This is a genomic window from Mitsuaria sp. BK037, from assembly GCF_014193045.1.
GTDB lineage: Bacteria > Pseudomonadota > Gammaproteobacteria > Burkholderiales > Burkholderiaceae_C > Roseateles.
The window spans coordinates 291,051-309,442 of sequence record NZ_JACHYS010000004.1 but is presented as its reverse complement, the minus strand read 5'-3'; the positions used below and the strand labels follow the sequence as shown (position 1 = coordinate 309,442).

Genomic DNA, 18,392 nt, shown 5'->3' with positions numbered 1-18,392 from the left:
TTCACCCAAATAGGCCAGGAACTGCGTAAGCTCTGCCATTCGTGTCACGAAGTGTGACAAGTTCACGGGATTGAGATCCACGGCGTTTGCCGGGTTGGCGTTCCCCCCAAGCTGCGGGAGGCGCGTTTGCCACGGCTTCCCTAGGATCCTTTCCGTTGACCGGCTGACCCGCTGTTCCCAGCTGAATCCTTATGGCGAACTCCAAAACTGCTGCTCTGCTGCTGCCCCAGGATGACGACGTGACGGTCGTGCCGCCGGCGTCTGCCGCGCTGGATGCGTTGGCGGATGGTTCCGAGGATCCGGCGGCGCAGGCGGCTCGTGCCGAGGCGCTGGAGCAACTGGCGATGTCGCACGCGATGTGCGATCAGGCGGCGGATGCCTGCTTCTACTTGTGCCGGAGCCTGGGATTGGCGCGTCAGCAGCAGACGCCGGATGCAGCGCCTGATCTGGAGTTGCTGTTCCAGCTGTTGGGTGCGCTGGCGGATTTGCCGAGCGAGGTCTCGGCGCTGCCGCTGCCGGAAGGCGAGGCCGATGGTCTGGGCGTGGCGGAACTCTGTCATCAGCTGAGCGCAGCCCGTGACCTGACGACCGCCGCGTGGCACGAAGCCACCGAATCCGACGCCTCGATCGCCGCATGCCCTGCGGCGCCCGCTCACGCGCTGCACTGACTCCGTCGCGCCCTACCACGGGCTTTCGGCAACCGCCACTGGCCTTCCGCCACGGCTTTTCGCCCGCCACGGCCTTTCGCCCGCCACGGCAGCGCTAAAAGGCTGCCAATCTAGGCGCAAAGCGCAGCCATAGCGGGGCTATGGCGAGCATTTGCAACGACGAGTGGCAGCCTTTTAGCGCTGCCGTTCGTGGCAGGAGATGAGGCGGCTGACGCGGGAAACCGACAAGCCGAGTTCGCGGGCGAGAGCAGTCATGGACTGGCCGCCTTCGGTGTGGGCTCGGTAGAGCGCTTCTTCGCGACTGGCGGAGGCTTTGAGCCAGTCGCCCCAGCGTCTTGGGCGTGGGGTACGAGGCGGATGCTCGCTCTGCCGCACGGTGCGCTGCACGAAGGCCGCATCCCCAAGAAAGATCTGGTGCCGCAACTGCCCCCAGATATCGAGATCCGGTTCCGACTCCACGATCGCCTGGTAGCGCTGCGCCGCCTTGCGCCGATCCGCCGCGTTCTGCGGTACGCGCCCCAGCACGTTGGTCCACAGCCCCTCGACCTCCAGCCACTCCGGCGCCGCCACCAGCCCCGCATGCGCCTGCAGGCTGCTCCAGCGCCACGCCGCCGGCGACGACGCCAACCCGGCGCGCCGCCCGATCAACTCCACATACCGGCAGGCATCCAGCAGCAGATGCTCCCGATCCACCAGCACCGCCTTGAAGCGCCCCTGGAACACATGCCCGATCTGCCCATGCCGACGGTTGTGCGCCTGCGTATACACCCCATTGAGATGCCGCATCAATCGCGACAGATTCGCCTGCCGCGTGAACAGCAGCAGCTCGTAATGCTCGCGCCCCAGCCCGTAGGCCAGCACCTGGGCATCGAAGCGCTGGGCGGCCTGCTCGATCAGGCCCAGCATCGCCAGCCTGTCCTCGTCATCCGCGAACACGGACGCATCACCACGCGTCGCCACGTGATAAACGGCGCCGGGGAACTCGATGCGAAGCGGCCTGGCCATGCCCAATAACTAGGCGAAGACCGCACAAAAGACAAGCGCCCGGACCGCTGTCGCGGCCACGGGCGCAAGACTTGACCCCTGATCGCGGGGCCCGCGTCCCCCGGTCGATAGCCAGAGCGCTATCGGGGGTCAGGACTCAACAGCAAAGCCTGGAACCGGATGCCTGCCTATGCATGGGTCCGCGCCCCGCGAAGGCTGCGCTCAGGACTTGCCCAGCGATTCCAGCACCCGCATCACGGCGTCCTCGCCCATGTTGCGCGCATCGGCGAGCTCGCCGCCCTTGGTCGTGCCCAGCACCTGGCCGTCGGCGCCCAGCACCGCGACGGTGGGGATGCCCTTCTTCAGCGTCACGCCCATCTGGTTGGCGAGGTCGACGTTCTTGTCGAAGCGGCCGACATTGACCTTGACCGTGACGAAGCGCTTGTCGACCGCACCGCCCAGGTGGCCCTGGCCGAAGCCCTTGTTCAGCGCCAGGCAGTCCTTGCACCAGTTGGCGCCGTAGACCACCAGCACCTGCTTGCCTTCCTTGGCGGCGCGGGCGACGGCGGTGTTGATGTCGGCGCGGGCGTCGGCCTGTTCGTCGTACGGGCCCGGCCCGCCGGCAGCGGCGTCGGCGGCGTGGACCGCGGTGGCGGACGCCGCGACGAGCGCGGCGGCGAAGAGCTGGGTGGCGGTGCGGCGTTTCATGGCGTCGGAGTTTGCCACCACCGGCAAGACCGCGACGAAGCTGAGGCCCGGCTTCGGGTACAAAGACGGGCTTCGCACAAATCATCACCCTCAGGGAACGGGACACCTCCGCCATGGCCTCCAGCCTGCTCGCACTGCTCGACGACATCACCACGGTCCTGGACGACGTGGCCCTGCTCTCCAAGATGGCCGCCAAGAAGACGTCCGGCGTCCTGGGCGACGACCTGGCGCTCAATGCGCAGCAGGTCACCGGCGTCAGCGCCGACCGGGAACTGCCCGTGGTCTGGGGCGTGTTCAAGGGCTCCCTGATCAACAAGGCCATCCTGGTGCCAGCGGCGCTGGCCATCAGCGCCTGGGCGCCCTGGCTGGTCACGCCGCTGCTGATGATCGGCGGCGCCTACCTCTGCTTCGAGGGCGTCGAGAAGCTCGCCCACAAGTGGCTGCACACCGCCGACGACGACGCCCACGAGGCCGCGCTGGCCGAGGCCGCCAGGAACCCGGCGATCGACCTGGCCGCGCTGGAGAAGGACAAGGTCAAGGGCGCGATCCGGACCGACTTCATCCTCTCCGCCGAGATCATCGCCATCACCCTGGGCACGGTGGCCGAGGCCAGCTTCATGACGCGCGTGCTGGTGCTCTCCGGCATCGCCCTGCTGATGACGATCGGCGTGTACGGCCTGGTCGCCGGCATCGTCAAGCTGGACGATGCCGGCCTGTGGCTCAGCCGCAAGGCCGCGGCCTGGCAGCAGGCGCTGGGCCGCGGGCTGCTCTGGCTGGCGCCGTGGCTGATGAAGGCGCTGTCGGTCGCCGGCACCGCCGCGATGTTCCTGGTCGGCGGCGGCATCCTGACGCACGGCGCGCCCTTCCTTCATCATGCGATCCAGCATGTAGTGGAAGCACTCGGCGCCAGCGGCTTCGCCCGCACCCTCGTCGAGCTGCTCGGCGACGGGATCACCGGCATCCTGGCCGGCATCGTCGTCGTGGCCGTGGTCACCGGTATCCAGCGCCTGCGCCATCGCCGAGAATGACGCCCCATGAAGACGCATCACATCGAAGTCCAGAAGTTCAAGGCCGCCTCGAATTCCAGCACCAGCGGCCTGGTGACCTTCAAGGTGGACGCCCTCGTCAAGGAGCGCGAACCGGTCGAGGGCATCGAACCCAGCACGCTGCTGGTCATGACCGAGGCCAACGCCCGCGTCCTGATGGCGCTGCTCAAGACCCAGCTCACCGACATGGACGGCCGCAAGCCCAAGAGCCGTCACGGCCGCCACGGCTGAGCGCCGGCCCTCGCCTTCTCCGCTTCCCCGACTCCGCCCGACCCCGCCCGACTTTCCAGGATCCGACATGGACTTCCCGCAGTACCAGCCCGACAAGGCGCAATACACCCCGCTGACCGACGATGAGCTGTCGGACCTCGACGACTTCCTGTCCGAGATCGACAACGACGCGGCGATGAACATCGAGGCGCTCGACGGCTACCTCAGCGCGCAGCTGCTGAGCCCGCTGTCGCTGAGCGACAAGCCCGGCGCCGAATGGATGAGCCCGGTGTGGGGCGGCGGCGACCCCTTCGCCAGCGGCAAGCAGCGCAAGAAGATCGCCTTGCTGCTGCTGCGCCACGTGCACAGCCTGGCGGTGCAGTGGTCGTCGAAGCAGGACGAATGGGAACCGATCTTCAGCGTCGCCGAGGAAGGCGACCAGCAGCTGGTCGATGCCGAGGACTGGTGCACCGGCTTCATGATCGGCGTGGACCAGGACGGCGAGGCCTGGGCGCCGCTGTTCGAGCACGTCAAGACCGCGGCCGCGCTGGCGCCGATCGCGCTGCTGGGCGGCGACGAGAGCCAGCTCAGCGCCGAGGACCAGGACAAGCTCACCGACCTGCACTGGCGCGACGCGCTCAGCCGCGAAGTGCCCGAGGGCGTCCTGACGCTGTGGACGCTGCGCCAGCAGGCCACCTGAGCGCTCCCCGCCTTGCCGCCGGCGGGCCTCACGCCCGCCGTCCCGCCCTTCCCTTTTCCCTTTTCCCATTTCCGTCACGCCGAGTTGATCCGATGAAGCGCCACTTTCCGTTCGCGGTGCTGGCCACCGCCGCCTTGCTGACGATCGCCGGCTGCGGCACCCAGGTCGTCAACCCGGTCTCCGGCCGCACCGAGCGCAGCGCGATGAGCCTGCAGCAGGAGGTGGCCGCCGGCCGCGAGGCCCACCAGGGCGTGCTCAAGGAGTACGCGGTCGTCGATGACGCGCGGCTGCAGGCCTACGTCACCGCGCTGGGCAACAAGCTCGCCGCGCAGTCGCACCGGGCCGAGCTCGAGTGGCATTTCACCGTGCTCGACAGTCCGGAGGTCAATGCCTTCGCGCTGCCGGGCGGCTACGTCTACGTCACCCGGGGCATCCTGGCCTACATGGAGAACGAGGCCGACCTCGCCGGCGTCATGGGCCACGAGATCGGCCACGTGACCGCGCGCCACGGCGCGCAGCGGGCGACGCGCCAGCAGAACGCCGGCATCGGCGTGCTCGCCGCGACGGTGCTGGGCGCGGTGCTGGAGTCGCGCGGCGTGGGCGGCGCGACGGACATCGCCGGGCAGCTCTCGCAGAACGCCGCGGCCGGCTACATCGCCTCCTACAGCCGCGAGCAGGAACTGCAGGCGGACCAGCTCGGCGCCGAGTACCTGGCTCGCAACCGCTACGACCCCAGGCACATGGTCGACGTGATCCAGGTGCTGAAGGACCAGGAGCAGTTCGCCGCCGACCAGGCGCGGGCACAGGGCCGCCAGCCGCAGACGGGCAACAACTGGCTGGCCTCGCACCCGAGCAACGAGCAGCGCCTGCAGCGCATCCGCGACGAGGCCTCGCAGCTGACCGCCGGGCAGGCGGTGGACGAGAACCGCGCCGCCTTCCTGCAGGCGATCGAGGGCATGGTCTTCGGCGACAGCCCGGCGCAGGGCCTGGTGCGCGGGCAGCAGTTCCTGCACCCGGACCTGGACTTCGCGCTGACGGCGCCGGCGGGCTGGGCGATCCAGAACGGCAATGACGCGGTGACGGTCATGAGCCCGCAGCGCGACGCGGCGCTGATCCTGCAGCCGGTGCCGGCCAAGGCGGGCAACTCGCACGACGAGATCCTGCGCAACCTGGGCGCCGAGCAGGGCCGCACCGACGCGAAGACGATCAACGGGCTGAAGGCGACCCACTTCGCCGGCGTGCGTCGCAACGCGCAGGGCCAGCGCGGCAACGCCGAGTTGACGCTGGTGACGAGTTCGAAGGGCGCGGTCTACGCGCTGGTCTACGCCGCGCAGGACGGCCAGGCGCTGCAGGCGCGGCGCGAGGGCCTCGCGCAGGCGGAGGGCAGCTTCCGCGCGCTGAATGCCGACGACCGCAAGCAGGCCCGGCCGTGGAAGATCGCGCTGCGGCCGTATCCGGCGGGCGACTTCGCCGAGATGGCGAAGAGCTCGGTGCTGACCGAAGCGCAGCTGAAACTGCTCAACGGCCGTTACGGTGGCGAAGCGCCGCCCAAGCCGGGCGAGCGCGTGAAGACGGTGGTCGCGGCGCCCTGAGCGCGCGCCGTCGCCCGTCCTGCGTCCTCGCCGCGCCCGCGGCAGCCTTACGGCTTCGGCGACTGATCGTTGTCGTTGAGCCGGCGCCGGTGGCCATGGTCATCAAGACCGACATGAATGTGAGACGGGTGGCGCGTCGAGCGTCGCGGAACGTCGGTGGCCCCGGACATGAACCGCGCATGAGCAGCACATGAACAGCGCAAGCAGGGGCTTGCTTTCATGATCCGTTCATCTCTCGCTCACATTCGATTAACTGGGCTCGCCGCTGACGTTCATTGCGGGTTCTGAGAATTCATCCTGCACCGCGCAGTGGTGCGACGTCCGACAGGCAGCACGCCATGTCCGGCCGTCTGACAGGAAGTGAAAGGAACAGCAAAGTGATGAACCGCAACACTCGAAGCACGACCCGGACGGCCCTGCTGTCGATCCTCGCCGCCGCCGCTGCGAGTGCCTCGATGTGGGCGCATGCCGAAGACGCGACCGCGCGTCCCCCGACCCGGGATGAAGTCAAGGCCGAGCGCGACCGCGCGCAGGCCTCCGGCGCCATCGACGCGGCGTTCGACGAGAACGGTCAGCACTCCAAGGAAGAGCTCGGCGTCAAGGGCAAGAGCACCAAGACGCGCGAACAGGCGCGCCAGGCCCTGACCGAAGCGCGCAAGTCCGGCGCGAAGCGCGACGCCTTCCACGAGTCGGCCGCCCACGCGAAGACCCAGAGCACGGATGCCCAGACCAGCGGATCCAAGACGCGGGCGCAGGTCAAGGCGGAGCTGGCGACCGCGCGCGCCAACGGCGACGTCGACCACGCCTTCCACGAGTCGCGTGCCCACGCGGGGCCTGGCACGGCCGGCGCAGCCAAGAAGCCGGCGACCACCCGCCAGGACGTGAAGCAGCAGTTCGACGAGGCGCGCCGCAGCGGCGAGCTGCGCCGCATCAACGACAACGACCAGTCGGCCAAGCCGTGAGGGGCCGCCCGCCGCGAGGCGGGCGGGTGGGTGTCCCTCGCCGACTCCTGGACCTGGCGCTGCCCCGGCTTGACGGGCTGGACCTGTGCCGCCTGCTGCGCGCCCAGGGGAGCCAGGTGCCCGTCCTGATGCTGGCGGATGCCGCGAGCTCCGGACGGCGTGAGCGGCCGGCCGGGCGTCGTGACAGGCGACATCCGCGGCTCAGGGCACGGGTAGGCTTGGCGTCCTACTTGCGCTGCGCCGCCCCCAGGTGTGCCAGCCAGAACGCCTCGTACTTGCGGTGCCAGCCCGCCGGCTTCACCGCGCCACCGAGGGCGTGCTCGCCGTCCGGATCCAGGAACAGCTCGACCAGCCCTTCCTTGCCCGACTCCAGCAGCGCGCGGTACACGTTGACCGTGTCCTGATAAAGCACGTTCGGGTCCTGCATGCCGTGCACCAGCAGCAGCGGCTTCTTCAGCTGCCTGGCCAGCGGCAGCAGCGAATACTTGCGCAGCACCGGCTTGGTCCGGTCCACCTTGCCGATGGTCCGGCCGCTGTACCAGCTGTTGTAGTTCTCCCATTCGGTCGGACCCGCTCCGGCGATGCCGGCCGCGAACAGGTCGGGCTTCGTATACATCGTGTACTGGGTCTGGAAACCGCCGAAGCTCCAGCCATTCAGGCCGATGCGCTGGCCGTCGACGCCCAGGTTGGCCTTCATGTAGGCGACCAGGTCTTCCAGGTCCTCGGTCTGCGGCGCGCCCGGCTGCTCCCAGTTGGCATCGGCGAATTTCTCGCCGTAGTTGGAATGCCCGCGCGGATCCACCGTCACCGTGACGTAGCCATGCTTGGCCGCCATGTACATCGCGAAGACATAACCGGTCGGCTGGAAGCTGTCGGTCTCGACCGAATGGCGATCATTCAGCGGCCCGCCGTAGGTGTAGACGACCGCCGCGCGCTTGTCGCTCGGCGCCCAGCCCAGCGGCTTGAAGACGTAGGCCGGGATCATGTCGCCGTGGCGGTTGCGGAAGCTGAAGCGCTCCGGCCGCAGCACGTCGACCTGGGCCCAGGCCGGGTCGTGGCTCTGCGTCAGCAGCTTGCCGGGCTCGGCACCCGACGCGGCCGCCTGGCCCTTCAGCAGCTTCAGCTCGGGACGCTCGGCCCAGTTGCCGGCCACCGCCGCCGCCCACTGGCCATTGCGCGCCACCGCCGCGTTGCGGTGGTAGTCCGGCGAGCGGCCCAGCGCCGTCATGCGGCCGTCCTTGAGCTCGACGCGCCAGACATTCATCGCCGCGTAGTCGTCCTTGTTGGACACGACGAACATCGTCTTCGCATCCGGCGTGAAGCCCAGCACCTGGAAAGCCTCGAACTCGCCCTTCACCAGCGGCGTCACCGAACGGTCGGCGCCCGCCGCCAGGCTCATCGCGTAGGGCTGGCGCCAGCCGTTGTCGGCCAGGATCAGCACCAGCTGCTTCGAGTCCGGCGTGAACGACGGCGTCATCACGTTGACCAGCTCGTGGTGGATGGGCGCGCGGCGCTCCAGCACCATCTCCGGTTTCGCGTCGCCGGGCTTGCCGAGGTAGACGCGCAGCAGGTCCTTCTCGCGCTCGAAGGTGGTGAAGGCGTAGCGGCTGCCGTCGCGCGCCCACACCACCGGCGAAATCTCGAACCACGCGTCGCCGCCCGGGTGCGTGAACACCGGCTCGGGCTGGCGCTCAGGCGCGGCGCCGGCCGCAGGCACCTTGCGGATGTAGATCGCCATCGAGGGCAGGCCGCGCTTGTCGTCGGAGACCTCGCGGTCCACCTTCTTCGCCGTCGCGAAACGGTCGCCGTAATTCATGATCTCGACCTGCCTGCCCGGCTTGGGCAGCGGCTTGCCGTCCGCGTTCACCAGCGGCGCGTTGGCCACCAGCGCCATCCAGCGGCCGTCCTCGCTCAGCGCGGTCTGGGCGATGCGGAACTTGCGGTCCTCGTCGTCCGGGTTGAACAGCTCGCGGTTGATCACCTCGATGCCGGCCGTGGCCAGGCGCACGCGCAGCACGCGGGTCTCGTCCTGCACGATCAGCGACTGGTCGTCCGGCGCGTAGGCGACCGGCTTGAGCGTGCGACCCGTCGACAGCAGCGGCTCGGCGCGGTCGGCGCCCGCTTTCCAGCGCAGCAGCTGGCCGCGGTAGGCGAGCACCAGTTCATCCGCCTTGGACGCCCACACGAACTGCGAGACGCCGGGGTACAGGTCCTCGGGCTTGAGCTTCTCGCGCTCGCGCTTCTTCTTCAGTTCGTCGCGCAGCTCCCAGAGCGCCATGTCCTTGGGATCCTTGGCCGGCTTCTTCGCCTCCGCGGCGGAAGCGCCCGAGGCCGGCGCCGCGGCGGCGGCCGGTGCGTCGCCCCAGGCCGCCTTCTCGGCCGCCTTGCGGGCGTCCTCGCGCGCCTTGCGCTCGGCCAGTTCCACCTTCAGGTCGGCAATCGCCTGGCGCTCCCATTGATCCAGGTCCACCGGCTCGCCGCGCAGGTAGGCGGCCTGCGCCTCCTCGCGGGCCTGGCGCTGGGCCAGCTCGTCGCGCTTCTGCTTGAGCTTGCGGGCGTAGCGCTCCAGGTTCTCCGGCGTCTCCACCACGGCCATCAGCGCCGGCGAACTCACGCGGACCGTCCGGCCCGCCTGGGTGTCATGGACGTAGAGGTCGCTGCCGGGCTCGCCGAACGGGTTCCAGAGGTAAGCGACGTAACGGCCGCTCGCGCTGAATTTCAGGTCTTTGGCGGACTCGCCGCGGTAGGACTCGGCGCGGAACAGCTGTTCCAGGGTCAGCGGCCGGTTGGCCACGGCGACGGGGGCCGTCGTCGTCTGCGCCAGCGAGGGCTCGCCGGCGCCCAGCCCCGTCGCCAGGGTCGCCAGCGCCAGGGAAGTCAGGATCCATTGCTTCAAATCGTTGCTCCACGCCCCGCAAGGTCAGCAGGGACGCGGGATTCTAGGGAGGGGTCAACAACTGCTTACCGCTGCGCTGTGCACCGGATCCGTCAAGCGCGCGTTAACCGTCCATACTTTCCCTAGGTAGGTCGGAGGTTCCATGAAGCACCTGATCCAACGCATCCTCGGCGCCGTGGCGCTGACCGCCGGCGTGCTGGCTGCGCCAACGGCCTTCGCAGGCGACGTGGGCGTGTCCATCAGCGTCGGACAGCCCGGCTTCTATGGCCGCATCGACGTCGGCAACGTCCGCCCGGACGTGATCTACGCGCAGCCGATGGTGATCGAGCGGGTCTACGACCCCGCCCCGCCGTTGTACCTGCGCGTGCCGCCCGCGCATTACCACGCCTGGTCGCGCCACTGCGGCTACTACCGCGCCTGCGGCCGGCCGGTGTATTTCGTCCGTGAGGACTGGTACACGCGGACCTACGCCCCGGTCTACTACGGTCGCCCGCGCGTGCATCCGATGCCGGTCTATGCCCCTCCGCCGCCGCCCCGGTGGGAGCCGGTGCGCCGGGATTGGGATGGCCGCTGGGATGGCCGCCGCGACTGGCACGACCACCGCGACGACCATCGCGGCTGGGAGGGCCGGCGCTGGGAAGAACGCCGCGATGACCATCGCGGCGGCGGTCGCGGCGGCTGGGACCGCGACGGTGATCGCGGTGATCGTGGCCACGGACATGGACGCGGCCATCATCGCGACTGAGGTTTTCCCCTCGCGTATAGTCGGCCGCTTGCACGCCAGCAAGGCGTGATTCACCGCGCCGACGTATGTTCGCCAAAGTCATCGCCGCCCTTGGACTGCTGATCTGCGTGCTGCTCGCGATCGACATGGCCTTGCCGCGGCGGCACCAGATGGCCTGGCGCGCATGGGTCCGGCGCCCGGGCCTTCTGATGGGCAGCGGCATCGGCCTGAAGGGTCGCTTCAATTCACGCGACCGCCGTCGCGCCGCCCATGACGCGGCCCTCGACGCAATCGCCCGCGCGAAGCACCGCTCAGGCACCTGGGACGGCAACGTCTATCACGGCGACGACTTCGAGCAGCGCCAGCGGCGCAAGCCGCATTGAGCCGGCCTGCGCGTGGCCTGTGGGTCGCGCTTCAGGGCGCAGACGCCGCTCACGACTCAGTCCCGTCAGCTCACTTGCATTCAGCTCGCTCGGTCTCCTTTAAAGTCGTTGATCCGATGAGCTGAGGCCCAACCCTTTGGGGCCGAACGATGCAGACCTGGATTGAGGAGCAAGATGCATGATTCCTGCCTGGAACCTGCAGGGTGTGATCCCACCTGTTCGCCCTGGGGTCGCAGGCCATCACGCCGACCGATCTCCTTACAAGGCCACCTTGGACGCTTTTGTCGACGCGATGGGGAACTCTCCGCCCCGTCTTGCAATCGTGGAAGGCCTGCTCCGCTTCCGCTCGGAAATTCGGGCAGCCGGGATAACAGTCGGATTTCAATGGTTGGATGGGAGCTTCTTGGAGCACGTGGAAGCCACCGAAGGACGGGATCCTCGGGATGTGGACGTGGTCACATTCATAGAAATTCCCCCGGGTGCGACTGAGGCCGCGCTTGTGGCCGCCAACCCGCATCTCTTCGATAACGCCCACGTGAAGAAAACTCATCAGGTGGACTCGTACTGGGACGTGCTAGGCGGCTCAATGAACGAAGCTTCGGTTCAACGGATCGCGTATTGGTACAGCATGTGGTCACACAGGCGGGACGGCCTGTGGAAGGGCTTCGTTCAGATTGATTTATCGCCTGCCAATGATCTGCTGGCGGCACAGGCAGTTGCTCAAGCAAAGCTTGCCTTGGGGATCACGCCATGATTGATCGCAGGGACGCGTTGTCATCGGAGATTCAAGAGCTCGAGCTGATGCTCAATCAGCTTCCCGGCTCCGCAGCAATCCAACGGCTCTCGCTGGAGAATCGCCTGAAATCCGCGCGGGACGCTCTTCTGAGGCAAGAGTCGGTGCCGCGGCCGGAACGCGCGCGGCTGACCTTTCGCGGTCGCCCTGTGACGGGCAGTCGCGGAATCTCGGCAGATTTCGCAGGCAAGGCGTCCAATGCGTTCGCGGATGCCTTCGCGGCGGTGGTCGCAGGTCTCAACGACAGCCTCCGCTTCATGGGCCCCATACCCGATCGAGCAAAGAATCAATTGCTGCTCACGGGCACCGCCGTTGGCTCCTTCGGGTTTGAGTTCGAACTCCCTGCGGGAGGCCTGTTCCCAGATCAAGAGAAGGCTGAAGACGCACTTCAGAAGATGCAAGGACTGTGGGAAGCCGCAGCATTGAAGAGCGACGACGAGGTCGCGGAACTTGTAGACACGATCCATCCCCGAGCGGTGAAAAAGATCTCGGAGTTCCTTGAACTCTTGCAGCAACATCAAGCCTGGTGCGGACTGGAGTTCAAGCAGCGGATTTTTAGGTTTGAGGGTCCTGATCAACTGAAGCAGTCCGCTGACCGATTGGAAGAAGGCAATATCAAGGAGGACCGAGAACAGCACCAAGGCGTATTCGTCGGCGTACTCCCCCACAGCCGCTCCTTTGAGTTCCAGACCAGCAACGCTCTAATCAAGGGAAGAATTGGTAGCGCAGTGGAAGATCCGGACCTCATCAATCGGGAATGGTTGAAGCGTCATACCAATATCACCTTGGACGTGGTGCAAGTCGGCCAGGGGCGTCCGCGATACACACTCAATGCATTGCCAACCTGAATAGAAAACGGCCTCTTGCGAGGCCGTTTCAGTTGGCGGGCTGATCAGCCTCGCGCCAGCACCGGTGCCAGCGCCTTGCCGGTGTGCGTCCCTTGCGCCACCAGCGTCTCCGGCCGGCCCTGCGCGACCACGCGTCCGCCCGCCGAGCCTCCCTCCGGTCCCAGGTCCAGCACCCAGTCGGCTTCGGCGATCACATCGAGGTCGTGCTCGATCACGACCACGCTGTGCCCGCCGTCGACCAGGCGATGCAGCACGCGGATCAGCTTCTCCACGTCGGCCATGTGCAGGCCCACCGTCGGCTCGTCCAGCACGTACAGCGTGTGCGGCGGCTTCTGGCCGCGGCGCGTCACGTCGTCGCGCACCTTCACCAGCTCCGACACCAGCTTGATCCGCTGCGCCTCGCCGCCCGAGAGCGTCGGGCTCGGCTGACCCAGCGTCAGGTAGCCCAGCCCCACGTCCTGCAGCAGCTTCAGCGGATGCGCGATCGAGGTCATCGCGGCAAAGAACTCCACCGCCTCGTCGACCTCCATCTGCAGCACCTCGCCGATGCTCTTGCCGCGCCAGCTCACCGCCAGCGTCTCGGGGTTGAAGCGCTGCCCATGGCATTGGTCGCAGAGCACCTTCACGTCCGGCAGGAAGCTCATCGCGATGGTGCGCATGCCCTGCCCTTCACAGCCCGGGCAACGGCCCTCGCCGGTGTTGAAGCTGAAGCGGCCCGGACCATACCCGCGGGCCTTCGCCTCCAGCGTCTCGGCGAACAGCTTGCGGATCGCGTCCCAGAAGCCGATGTAGGTCGCCGGGCAGCTGCGCGGCGTCTTGCCGATCGGCGTCTGGTCGACCTCCAGCACCCGGTCCACCTGCTGATGGCCCTCGATGGCGTCGCAGCCCAGCCAGGTCGACGGCGCCCGGCGCAGCGGCACCGCCGCCGCCATGTTGGCCAGCAGCACGTCGCGCGCCAGCGTCGACTTGCCCGAGCCCGACACCCCGGTGATGCCTACCAGCCGGTGCAGCGGCACGTCCACCGTGACGCCGCGCAGGTTGTGCAGCGTCGCGTTGAGCACCGTCAGCTTGGGCGCGTCGGCGTCCATCTCGCGGCGCTCCTTGAGCGGATGCACCAGCGGTTTCGACAGAAAACGGCCCGTCAGCGAGTCGGGGTTCTTCGCGATCTGCTCGGCCGTGCCCTCGGCGATCACGCGGCCGCCGCGCTTGCCCGCGCTCGGCCCGATGTCGATGATGTGATCGGCGCGCCGGATCGTGTCCTCGTCGTGCTCGACGACGACCAGCGTGTTGCCCTTGTCGCCCAGCGTCGACAGCGCCTTGAGCAGGATCTGGTTGTCGCGCGGATGCAGGCCGATGGTCGGCTCGTCCAGCACGTAGCAGACGCCCTGCAGGTTGCTGCCGAGCTGCGCCGCCAGGCGGATGCGCTGGGCCTCGCCGCCGGACAGCGTGGGCGCCGCGCGGTCCAGCGTCAGGTAGCCCAGGCCGACCTCCTCCAGGAACTCCAGCCGCCCGCGGATCTCCGCGATCACGTCGCGCGCGATCTCGGCGTCACGGCCGGTCAGCGCGAGGCCCGCGATCCACTCGCGCGCCTCGGTCACGCTCCACGAGGCCACCGTGCCGATGGTCTCGTGCTCGAAGCTCACCGCGCGCGCCACGGGATTCAGCCGCGAGCCGTGGCAATCCGGGCAGGGCGCGTCGCTCAGGTCCTCGATCTCGGCTTCCTCGGCGGGGAAGCTCTGCTCGCGGCCCCGGTTGTCCTTGTCCTGCTGACTGTCGTCCAGGGCCTTGCGCTGCTCGCGCGTCAGCGCCAGGCCGGTGCCGACGCAGGTGGTGCACCAGCCGTGCTTGGAGTTGTAGCTGAACAGCCGCGGATCCAGTTCCGGATAACTCGTGCCGCACTGCGGGCAGGCGCGCTTGGTGGAGAACACGCGCAGCTCGCCGATGCCGCGCGTCGGCTTCGCATTGCGCAGCGCGTCGTGCAGTCCGTCCAGCGGCGACAGCACATGCACCACGCCCTTGCCGTGGTCCAGCGCCTTGGCCAGCAGCTCGCGCAGCTCGGCCTCGGTCTCCGGCGTGACGGTCATGTCACCCACCGGCAGTTCGATCGTGTGTTCCTTGAAGCGGTCCAGCCGCGGCCAGGGACTGGTCGGCAGGAACTCGCTGTCGACGCGCAGGTGCGTATGGCCGCGCTGCTTCGCCCACTTCGCCAGGTCGGTGTAGACGCCCTTGCGATTGACCACCAACGGCGCGAGCAGCCCGATGTGGCGGCCCTTGTAGTCGCGCAGCAGCTGCGCGGCGATGGCCTCGACGCTCTGCGGCTTCACCGGCGTGCCGTCATTGGCGCAGTGCTGGACGCCGAGCTTCACGTAGAGCAGGCGCAGGAAGTGCCAGACCTCCGTCGTGGTCGCCACCGTGCTCTTGCGGCCGCCGCGCGACAGGCGCTGCTCGATCGCGACCGTCGGCGGAATGCCCCAGACCGCGTCGACCTCGGGCCGGCCCGCCGGCTGCACGATCGAGCGCGCATAGGCGTTCAGCGATTCGAGATAGCGGCGCTGGCCCTCGTTGAACAGGATGTCGAAGGCCAACGTGCTCTTGCCGGAGCCCGACACGCCGGTCACGACGTTGAACTTGCCGCGCGGGATGCTGACGTCGACCGACTTCAGGTTGTGCTCGCGCGCGTTGACGATGCGGATCGCTTCATCGGCTTTGCGGCGCTGGCGCAGCAGCGATTGCAGCGGCTTGCCTTCGGCGACCTTGACCGGCGCGCGGTCCATCTCGGCCGCGTACTCGCGCAGCGCCTGCGCGGTGTGCGAGGTCGGATGGTCCTTCAGCGTCTCCGGCGTGCCGACCGCGACGACCAGGCCGCCGTCCTCGCCGCCCTCGGGCCCGAGGTCGATGACCCAGTCCGACGCGCGGATCACGTCCAGGTTGTGCTCGATCAGGATCAGCGAGTGCCCCGCCGACAGCAGCTTGCGCATGGCGCGCATCAGCTTGGCGATGTCGTCGAAGTGCAGGCCGGTGGTCGGCTCGTCGAAGAGGAACAGGGTGCCCTTGGTCGCGGTCGCCTGGCGCGGCTTCGAGGCCGCCTCCGCCAGGTATCCCGCCAGCTTCAGCCGCTGCGCCTCGCCGCCCGACAGCGTCGGCACCGGCTGGCCCAGCGTCAGGTAGTCCAGGCCGACATCCGACAGCGGCTGCAGCTTGTTCAGCACCTCGCGGTCGTCCTTGAAGACGCCCAGCGCCTCGGCCACCGTCAGGTCCAGCACGTCGGAGACGCTGAGCTGCCGTCCGGCGCGCTCCAGCTTGACCTCGAGCAGCTCGGCACGGAAGCGCTTGCCGTCGCAGTCGGGGCAGCGCAGGTAGACGTCGGAGAGGAACTGCATCTCGACGTGCTCGAAGCCCGAGCCGCCGCAGGTCGGACAGCGGCCGTCGCCGGCGTTGAAGCTGAACATGCCGGCGCCATAGCTGCGCTCCCTGGCCATCGGCGTGTCGGCGAAGCGCTTGCGGATCTCGTCGAACACGCCAACGTAGCTGGCCGGGTTCGAGCGCGCCGTCTTGCCGATCGGCGACTGGTCGACGAAGACCGCGTCGGCCAGCCAGTCCGCGCCCAGGAGCCGGTCATGCGCGCCCGGCGCCTCGGTGGCCTGGCCGAACCAGCGCGCCAGCGCCGGATAGAGCACGTCCTGCATCAGCGTGCTCTTGCCCGAACCGGAGACGCCGGTGACCGCCACCATGCGCTGCAGCGGGAACTCGACGCTGACGTTCTTGAGGTTGTGCTCGCGCGCGCCCTCGAGGATCAGTCGCGGCGTGTTCTCCTCGACGACGCGCTTCAGGCCCATGCCCACGTGCCTGCGCGCGCCCAGATAGGCGCCGGTCAACGTATCGGCGGCGCGGATCTGTTCCGGCGTGCCGTCGAAGACGATCTGGCCGCCCTGCTGGCCGGGGCCGGGGCCCATGTCGATGAGCCGGTCCGCCGCCAGCATCACCGCCGGGTCGTGCTCGACGACCACCAGCGTGTTGCCCGCGTCGCGCAGGCGCTGCATCGCCTCGACGATGCGGTTCATGTCGCGCGGGTGCAGGCCGATGCTGGGCTCGTCCAGCACGAACAGCGTGTTGACCAGCGAGGTCCCCAGCGCCGTGGTCAGGTTGATGCGCTGCACCTCGCCGCCGGACAGCGTGCGGCTCTGGCGGTCCAGCGTCAGGTAGCCGATGCCGACGTCGACCAGGTACTTGAGCCGGTTGCGGATCTCGTCGAGCAGCAGCTTCAGCGCCTCGTCGAGCATCGAGCCCGGCAACTGGAGCTCGTCCATGAAGCGTCTGAGCCGATGGATCGGCAGCTGCATCAGGTCATGGACCGACAGCCCCGGCAACGCCTCGAGCTGCGCGCGCGTCCACTTCACGCCCTCCGGCATGAAGCGCTGCGCGGCCGGCAGTGCCGCGTCGGCCAGCGCCTTGGAACCGATGCGCCACAGCAGCGCCTCGGTCTTGAGGCGCGCGCCGCGGCAGGCCGGGCATTCGGTGTAGCTGCGGTACTTGGACAGCAGCACCCGGATGTGCATCTTGTAGGCCTTGCTCTCCAGGTAATCGAAGAACCGGCGGACGCCGTACCACTGCTTGTTCCAGTTGCCGTTCCAGTTCGGGCTGCCTTCGATGACCCAGTCGCGCTGCGCCTGCGTCATCTGGCTCCAGGCCGTGTCGCGCGGGATGCCGGCATCGCCGGCGTACTTCAGCAGGTCGTCCTGGCATTCCTTCCAGGCCGGCGTCTGCATCGGCTTGATCGCACCGCCGCGCAGCGTCTTGCGCTCGTCGGGGATCACCAGGCCCAGGTCCACGCCGATCACGCGGCCGAAACCGCGGCAGGTCTCGCACGCGCCCATCGCCGAGTTGAACGAGAACAGCGCCGGCTGCGGGTCGGCGTAGCGGATGTCGCTCTCCGGGCAATGCAGGCCGGTCGAGTAGCGCCACAGCACCGGCTCGGCACCCTCCTCGGCCGGCAGCACGTAGACCGTCATGCGGCCGCTGCCGCGCTTGAGCGCCAGCTCGATGGCCTCCATCACGCGCGCCTGCTCGACGCCCTGCATGCGGAAGCGGTCCGCCACCACGTCCAGCACCTTGCGGCCGTTGACGACGCGCTCCGACTGCACCCGCGTGAAGCCGGAGGCGGAGAGCCACTGCTCGACCTCGCCGGCGCTGACGGTCTCCGGCAGCTCGACCGGGAAGGTCAGCACCAGGCGCGGATCGCCGTCGACGGTGCGCGCCAGCAGCTCGGCGTGGATGGTCTGCGGCGTGTCGTGGCGCACCGGCAGCGCGGTGTCGCGGTCGAAGAGGTCCGCGCCGCGCGCGAACAGCAGCTTCAGATGGTCGTTGAGCTCCGTCATCGTGCCGACGGTGGAGCGGCTGGTGCGGACCGGGTTGGTCTGGTCGATCGCGATGGCGGGCGGCACGCCCTCCACCTTGTCGACGGCCGGGCGGTCCATGCGGTCGAGGAACTGGCGCGCGTAGGCGGAGAAGGTCTCGACGTAGCGGCGCTGGCCTTCCGCGTAGAGCGTGTCGAACACCAGGCTGGACTTGCCCGAGCCGCTCGGCCCGGTCACCACGGTCAGTTCTCCGGTCCGGAGATCCAGGTCGAGGTTCTTGAGGTTGTGCTGGCGGGCGCCGCGGATGCGGATATCGGCGTCGGACATGAGGTGTGGGCTCGGGAGCCTCGAAAAAGGCAGTGGGCGATGATTCTAGGGAGGGCGGCCGCCATGAATTGGCAGCAGCCGGCGGGACGCGCGCGAGGTGACCGGCGCGACGCAGTGGTAAGCAATTGAAAGCAGGAGACCGTTCAGGAAGCCTTCGCATACCTCTTGTCAAGGCCTCCGACCGATGACTTCCGCAC

At 68.4% G+C, this 18,392-nt stretch carries 14 protein-coding genes; 10 read left to right on the top strand and 4 right to left on the bottom strand.

Annotated features, from left to right (window positions below; translation table 11 throughout):
* The first annotated feature begins 191 nt into the window (after nt 1–191).
* Nucleotides 192–668, top strand: a complete 477-nt coding sequence (locus FHT37_RS22335; RefSeq protein WP_183484747.1) for a hypothetical protein — start codon at nt 192–194, stop codon at nt 666–668.
* A 174-nt stretch (nt 669–842) separates the two neighbouring features.
* On the opposite strand, the gene FHT37_RS22330 is transcribed toward FHT37_RS22335, so the two are convergent.
* Both FHT37_RS22330 and FHT37_RS22325 read right to left on the bottom strand, forming a co-directional pair.
* Nucleotides 843–1,673 (bottom strand): transposase, encoded by an 831-nt coding sequence (locus FHT37_RS22330; RefSeq protein ID WP_091720566.1) that lies wholly within the window; start codon nt 1,671–1,673, stop codon nt 843–845.
* A 201-nt stretch (nt 1,674–1,874) separates the two neighbouring features.
* On the bottom strand, nt 1,875–2,360 hold the full coding sequence (locus FHT37_RS22325) for a thioredoxin family protein (protein WP_091724904.1): 486 nt from the start codon (nt 2,358–2,360) through the stop codon (nt 1,875–1,877).
* A 113-nt stretch (nt 2,361–2,473) separates the two neighbouring features.
* Between FHT37_RS22325 and FHT37_RS22320 the strand changes: the two genes are divergently transcribed.
* From FHT37_RS22320 to FHT37_RS22300, 5 genes are all read left to right on the top strand, one after another.
* Nucleotides 2,474–3,388, top strand: a complete 915-nt coding sequence (locus FHT37_RS22320) for a DUF808 domain-containing protein (protein WP_183484745.1) — start codon at nt 2,474–2,476, stop codon at nt 3,386–3,388.
* 6 nt (nt 3,389–3,394) lie between these two features.
* A complete protein-coding gene (locus FHT37_RS22315) occupies nt 3,395–3,637 on the top strand; it encodes a hypothetical protein (RefSeq protein ID WP_091720554.1) in 243 nt (80 codons plus the stop codon).
* A 67-nt stretch (nt 3,638–3,704) separates the two neighbouring features.
* The gene (locus FHT37_RS22310; protein WP_091720550.1) at nt 3,705–4,316 is read left to right on the top strand and encodes a UPF0149 family protein; all 612 of its coding nucleotides are present in this window, start codon (nt 3,705–3,707) and stop codon (nt 4,314–4,316) included.
* Nucleotides 4,317–4,408: 92 nt separating this feature from the next.
* Nucleotides 4,409–5,908: a M48 family metalloprotease gene (locus FHT37_RS22305; RefSeq protein WP_183484743.1), complete on the top strand. Its 1,500-nt coding sequence runs from the start codon at nt 4,409–4,411 to the stop codon at nt 5,906–5,908.
* A gap of 380 nt (nt 5,909–6,288) precedes the next feature.
* Nucleotides 6,289–6,870: a DUF4148 domain-containing protein gene (locus FHT37_RS22300; protein WP_147241951.1), complete on the top strand. Its 582-nt coding sequence runs from the start codon at nt 6,289–6,291 to the stop codon at nt 6,868–6,870.
* Nucleotides 6,871–7,096: 226 nt separating this feature from the next.
* On the opposite strand, the gene FHT37_RS22295 is transcribed toward FHT37_RS22300, so the two are convergent.
* The gene (locus FHT37_RS22295; RefSeq protein ID WP_183484741.1) at nt 7,097–9,766 is read right to left on the bottom strand and encodes a prolyl oligopeptidase family serine peptidase; all 2,670 of its coding nucleotides are present in this window, start codon (nt 9,764–9,766) and stop codon (nt 7,097–7,099) included.
* Between the two features lie 142 nt (nt 9,767–9,908).
* Here FHT37_RS22295 and FHT37_RS22290 point away from each other — a divergent pair, with 142 nt between their 5' ends.
* The 4 genes from FHT37_RS22290 (at nt 9,909) to FHT37_RS22275 (ending at nt 12,514) form a co-directional block, all read left to right on the top strand.
* A complete protein-coding gene (locus FHT37_RS22290; protein WP_217648368.1) occupies nt 9,909–10,511 on the top strand; it encodes a hypothetical protein in 603 nt (200 codons plus the stop codon).
* Between the two features lie 65 nt (nt 10,512–10,576).
* Nucleotides 10,577–10,873: a hypothetical protein gene (locus FHT37_RS22285; RefSeq protein WP_091720540.1), complete on the top strand. Its 297-nt coding sequence runs from the start codon at nt 10,577–10,579 to the stop codon at nt 10,871–10,873.
* 178 nt (nt 10,874–11,051) lie between these two features.
* A complete protein-coding gene (locus tag FHT37_RS22280; RefSeq protein ID WP_091720537.1) occupies nt 11,052–11,627 on the top strand; it encodes a DUF6932 family protein in 576 nt (191 codons plus the stop codon).
* On the top strand, nt 11,624–12,514 hold the full coding sequence (locus FHT37_RS22275; protein WP_091720534.1) for a hypothetical protein: 891 nt from the start codon (nt 11,624–11,626) through the stop codon (nt 12,512–12,514). The genes FHT37_RS22280 and FHT37_RS22275 overlap by 4 nt, the downstream gene beginning before the upstream one ends.
* Nucleotides 12,515–12,558: 44 nt before the next feature.
* On the opposite strand, the gene uvrA is transcribed toward FHT37_RS22275, so the two are convergent.
* Entirely contained in the window at nt 12,559–18,195 is a 5,637-nt protein-coding gene (gene uvrA, locus FHT37_RS22270) for an excinuclease ABC subunit UvrA (RefSeq protein WP_183484739.1), read from the bottom strand.
* Nucleotides 18,196–18,392 lie beyond the last annotated feature (197 nt).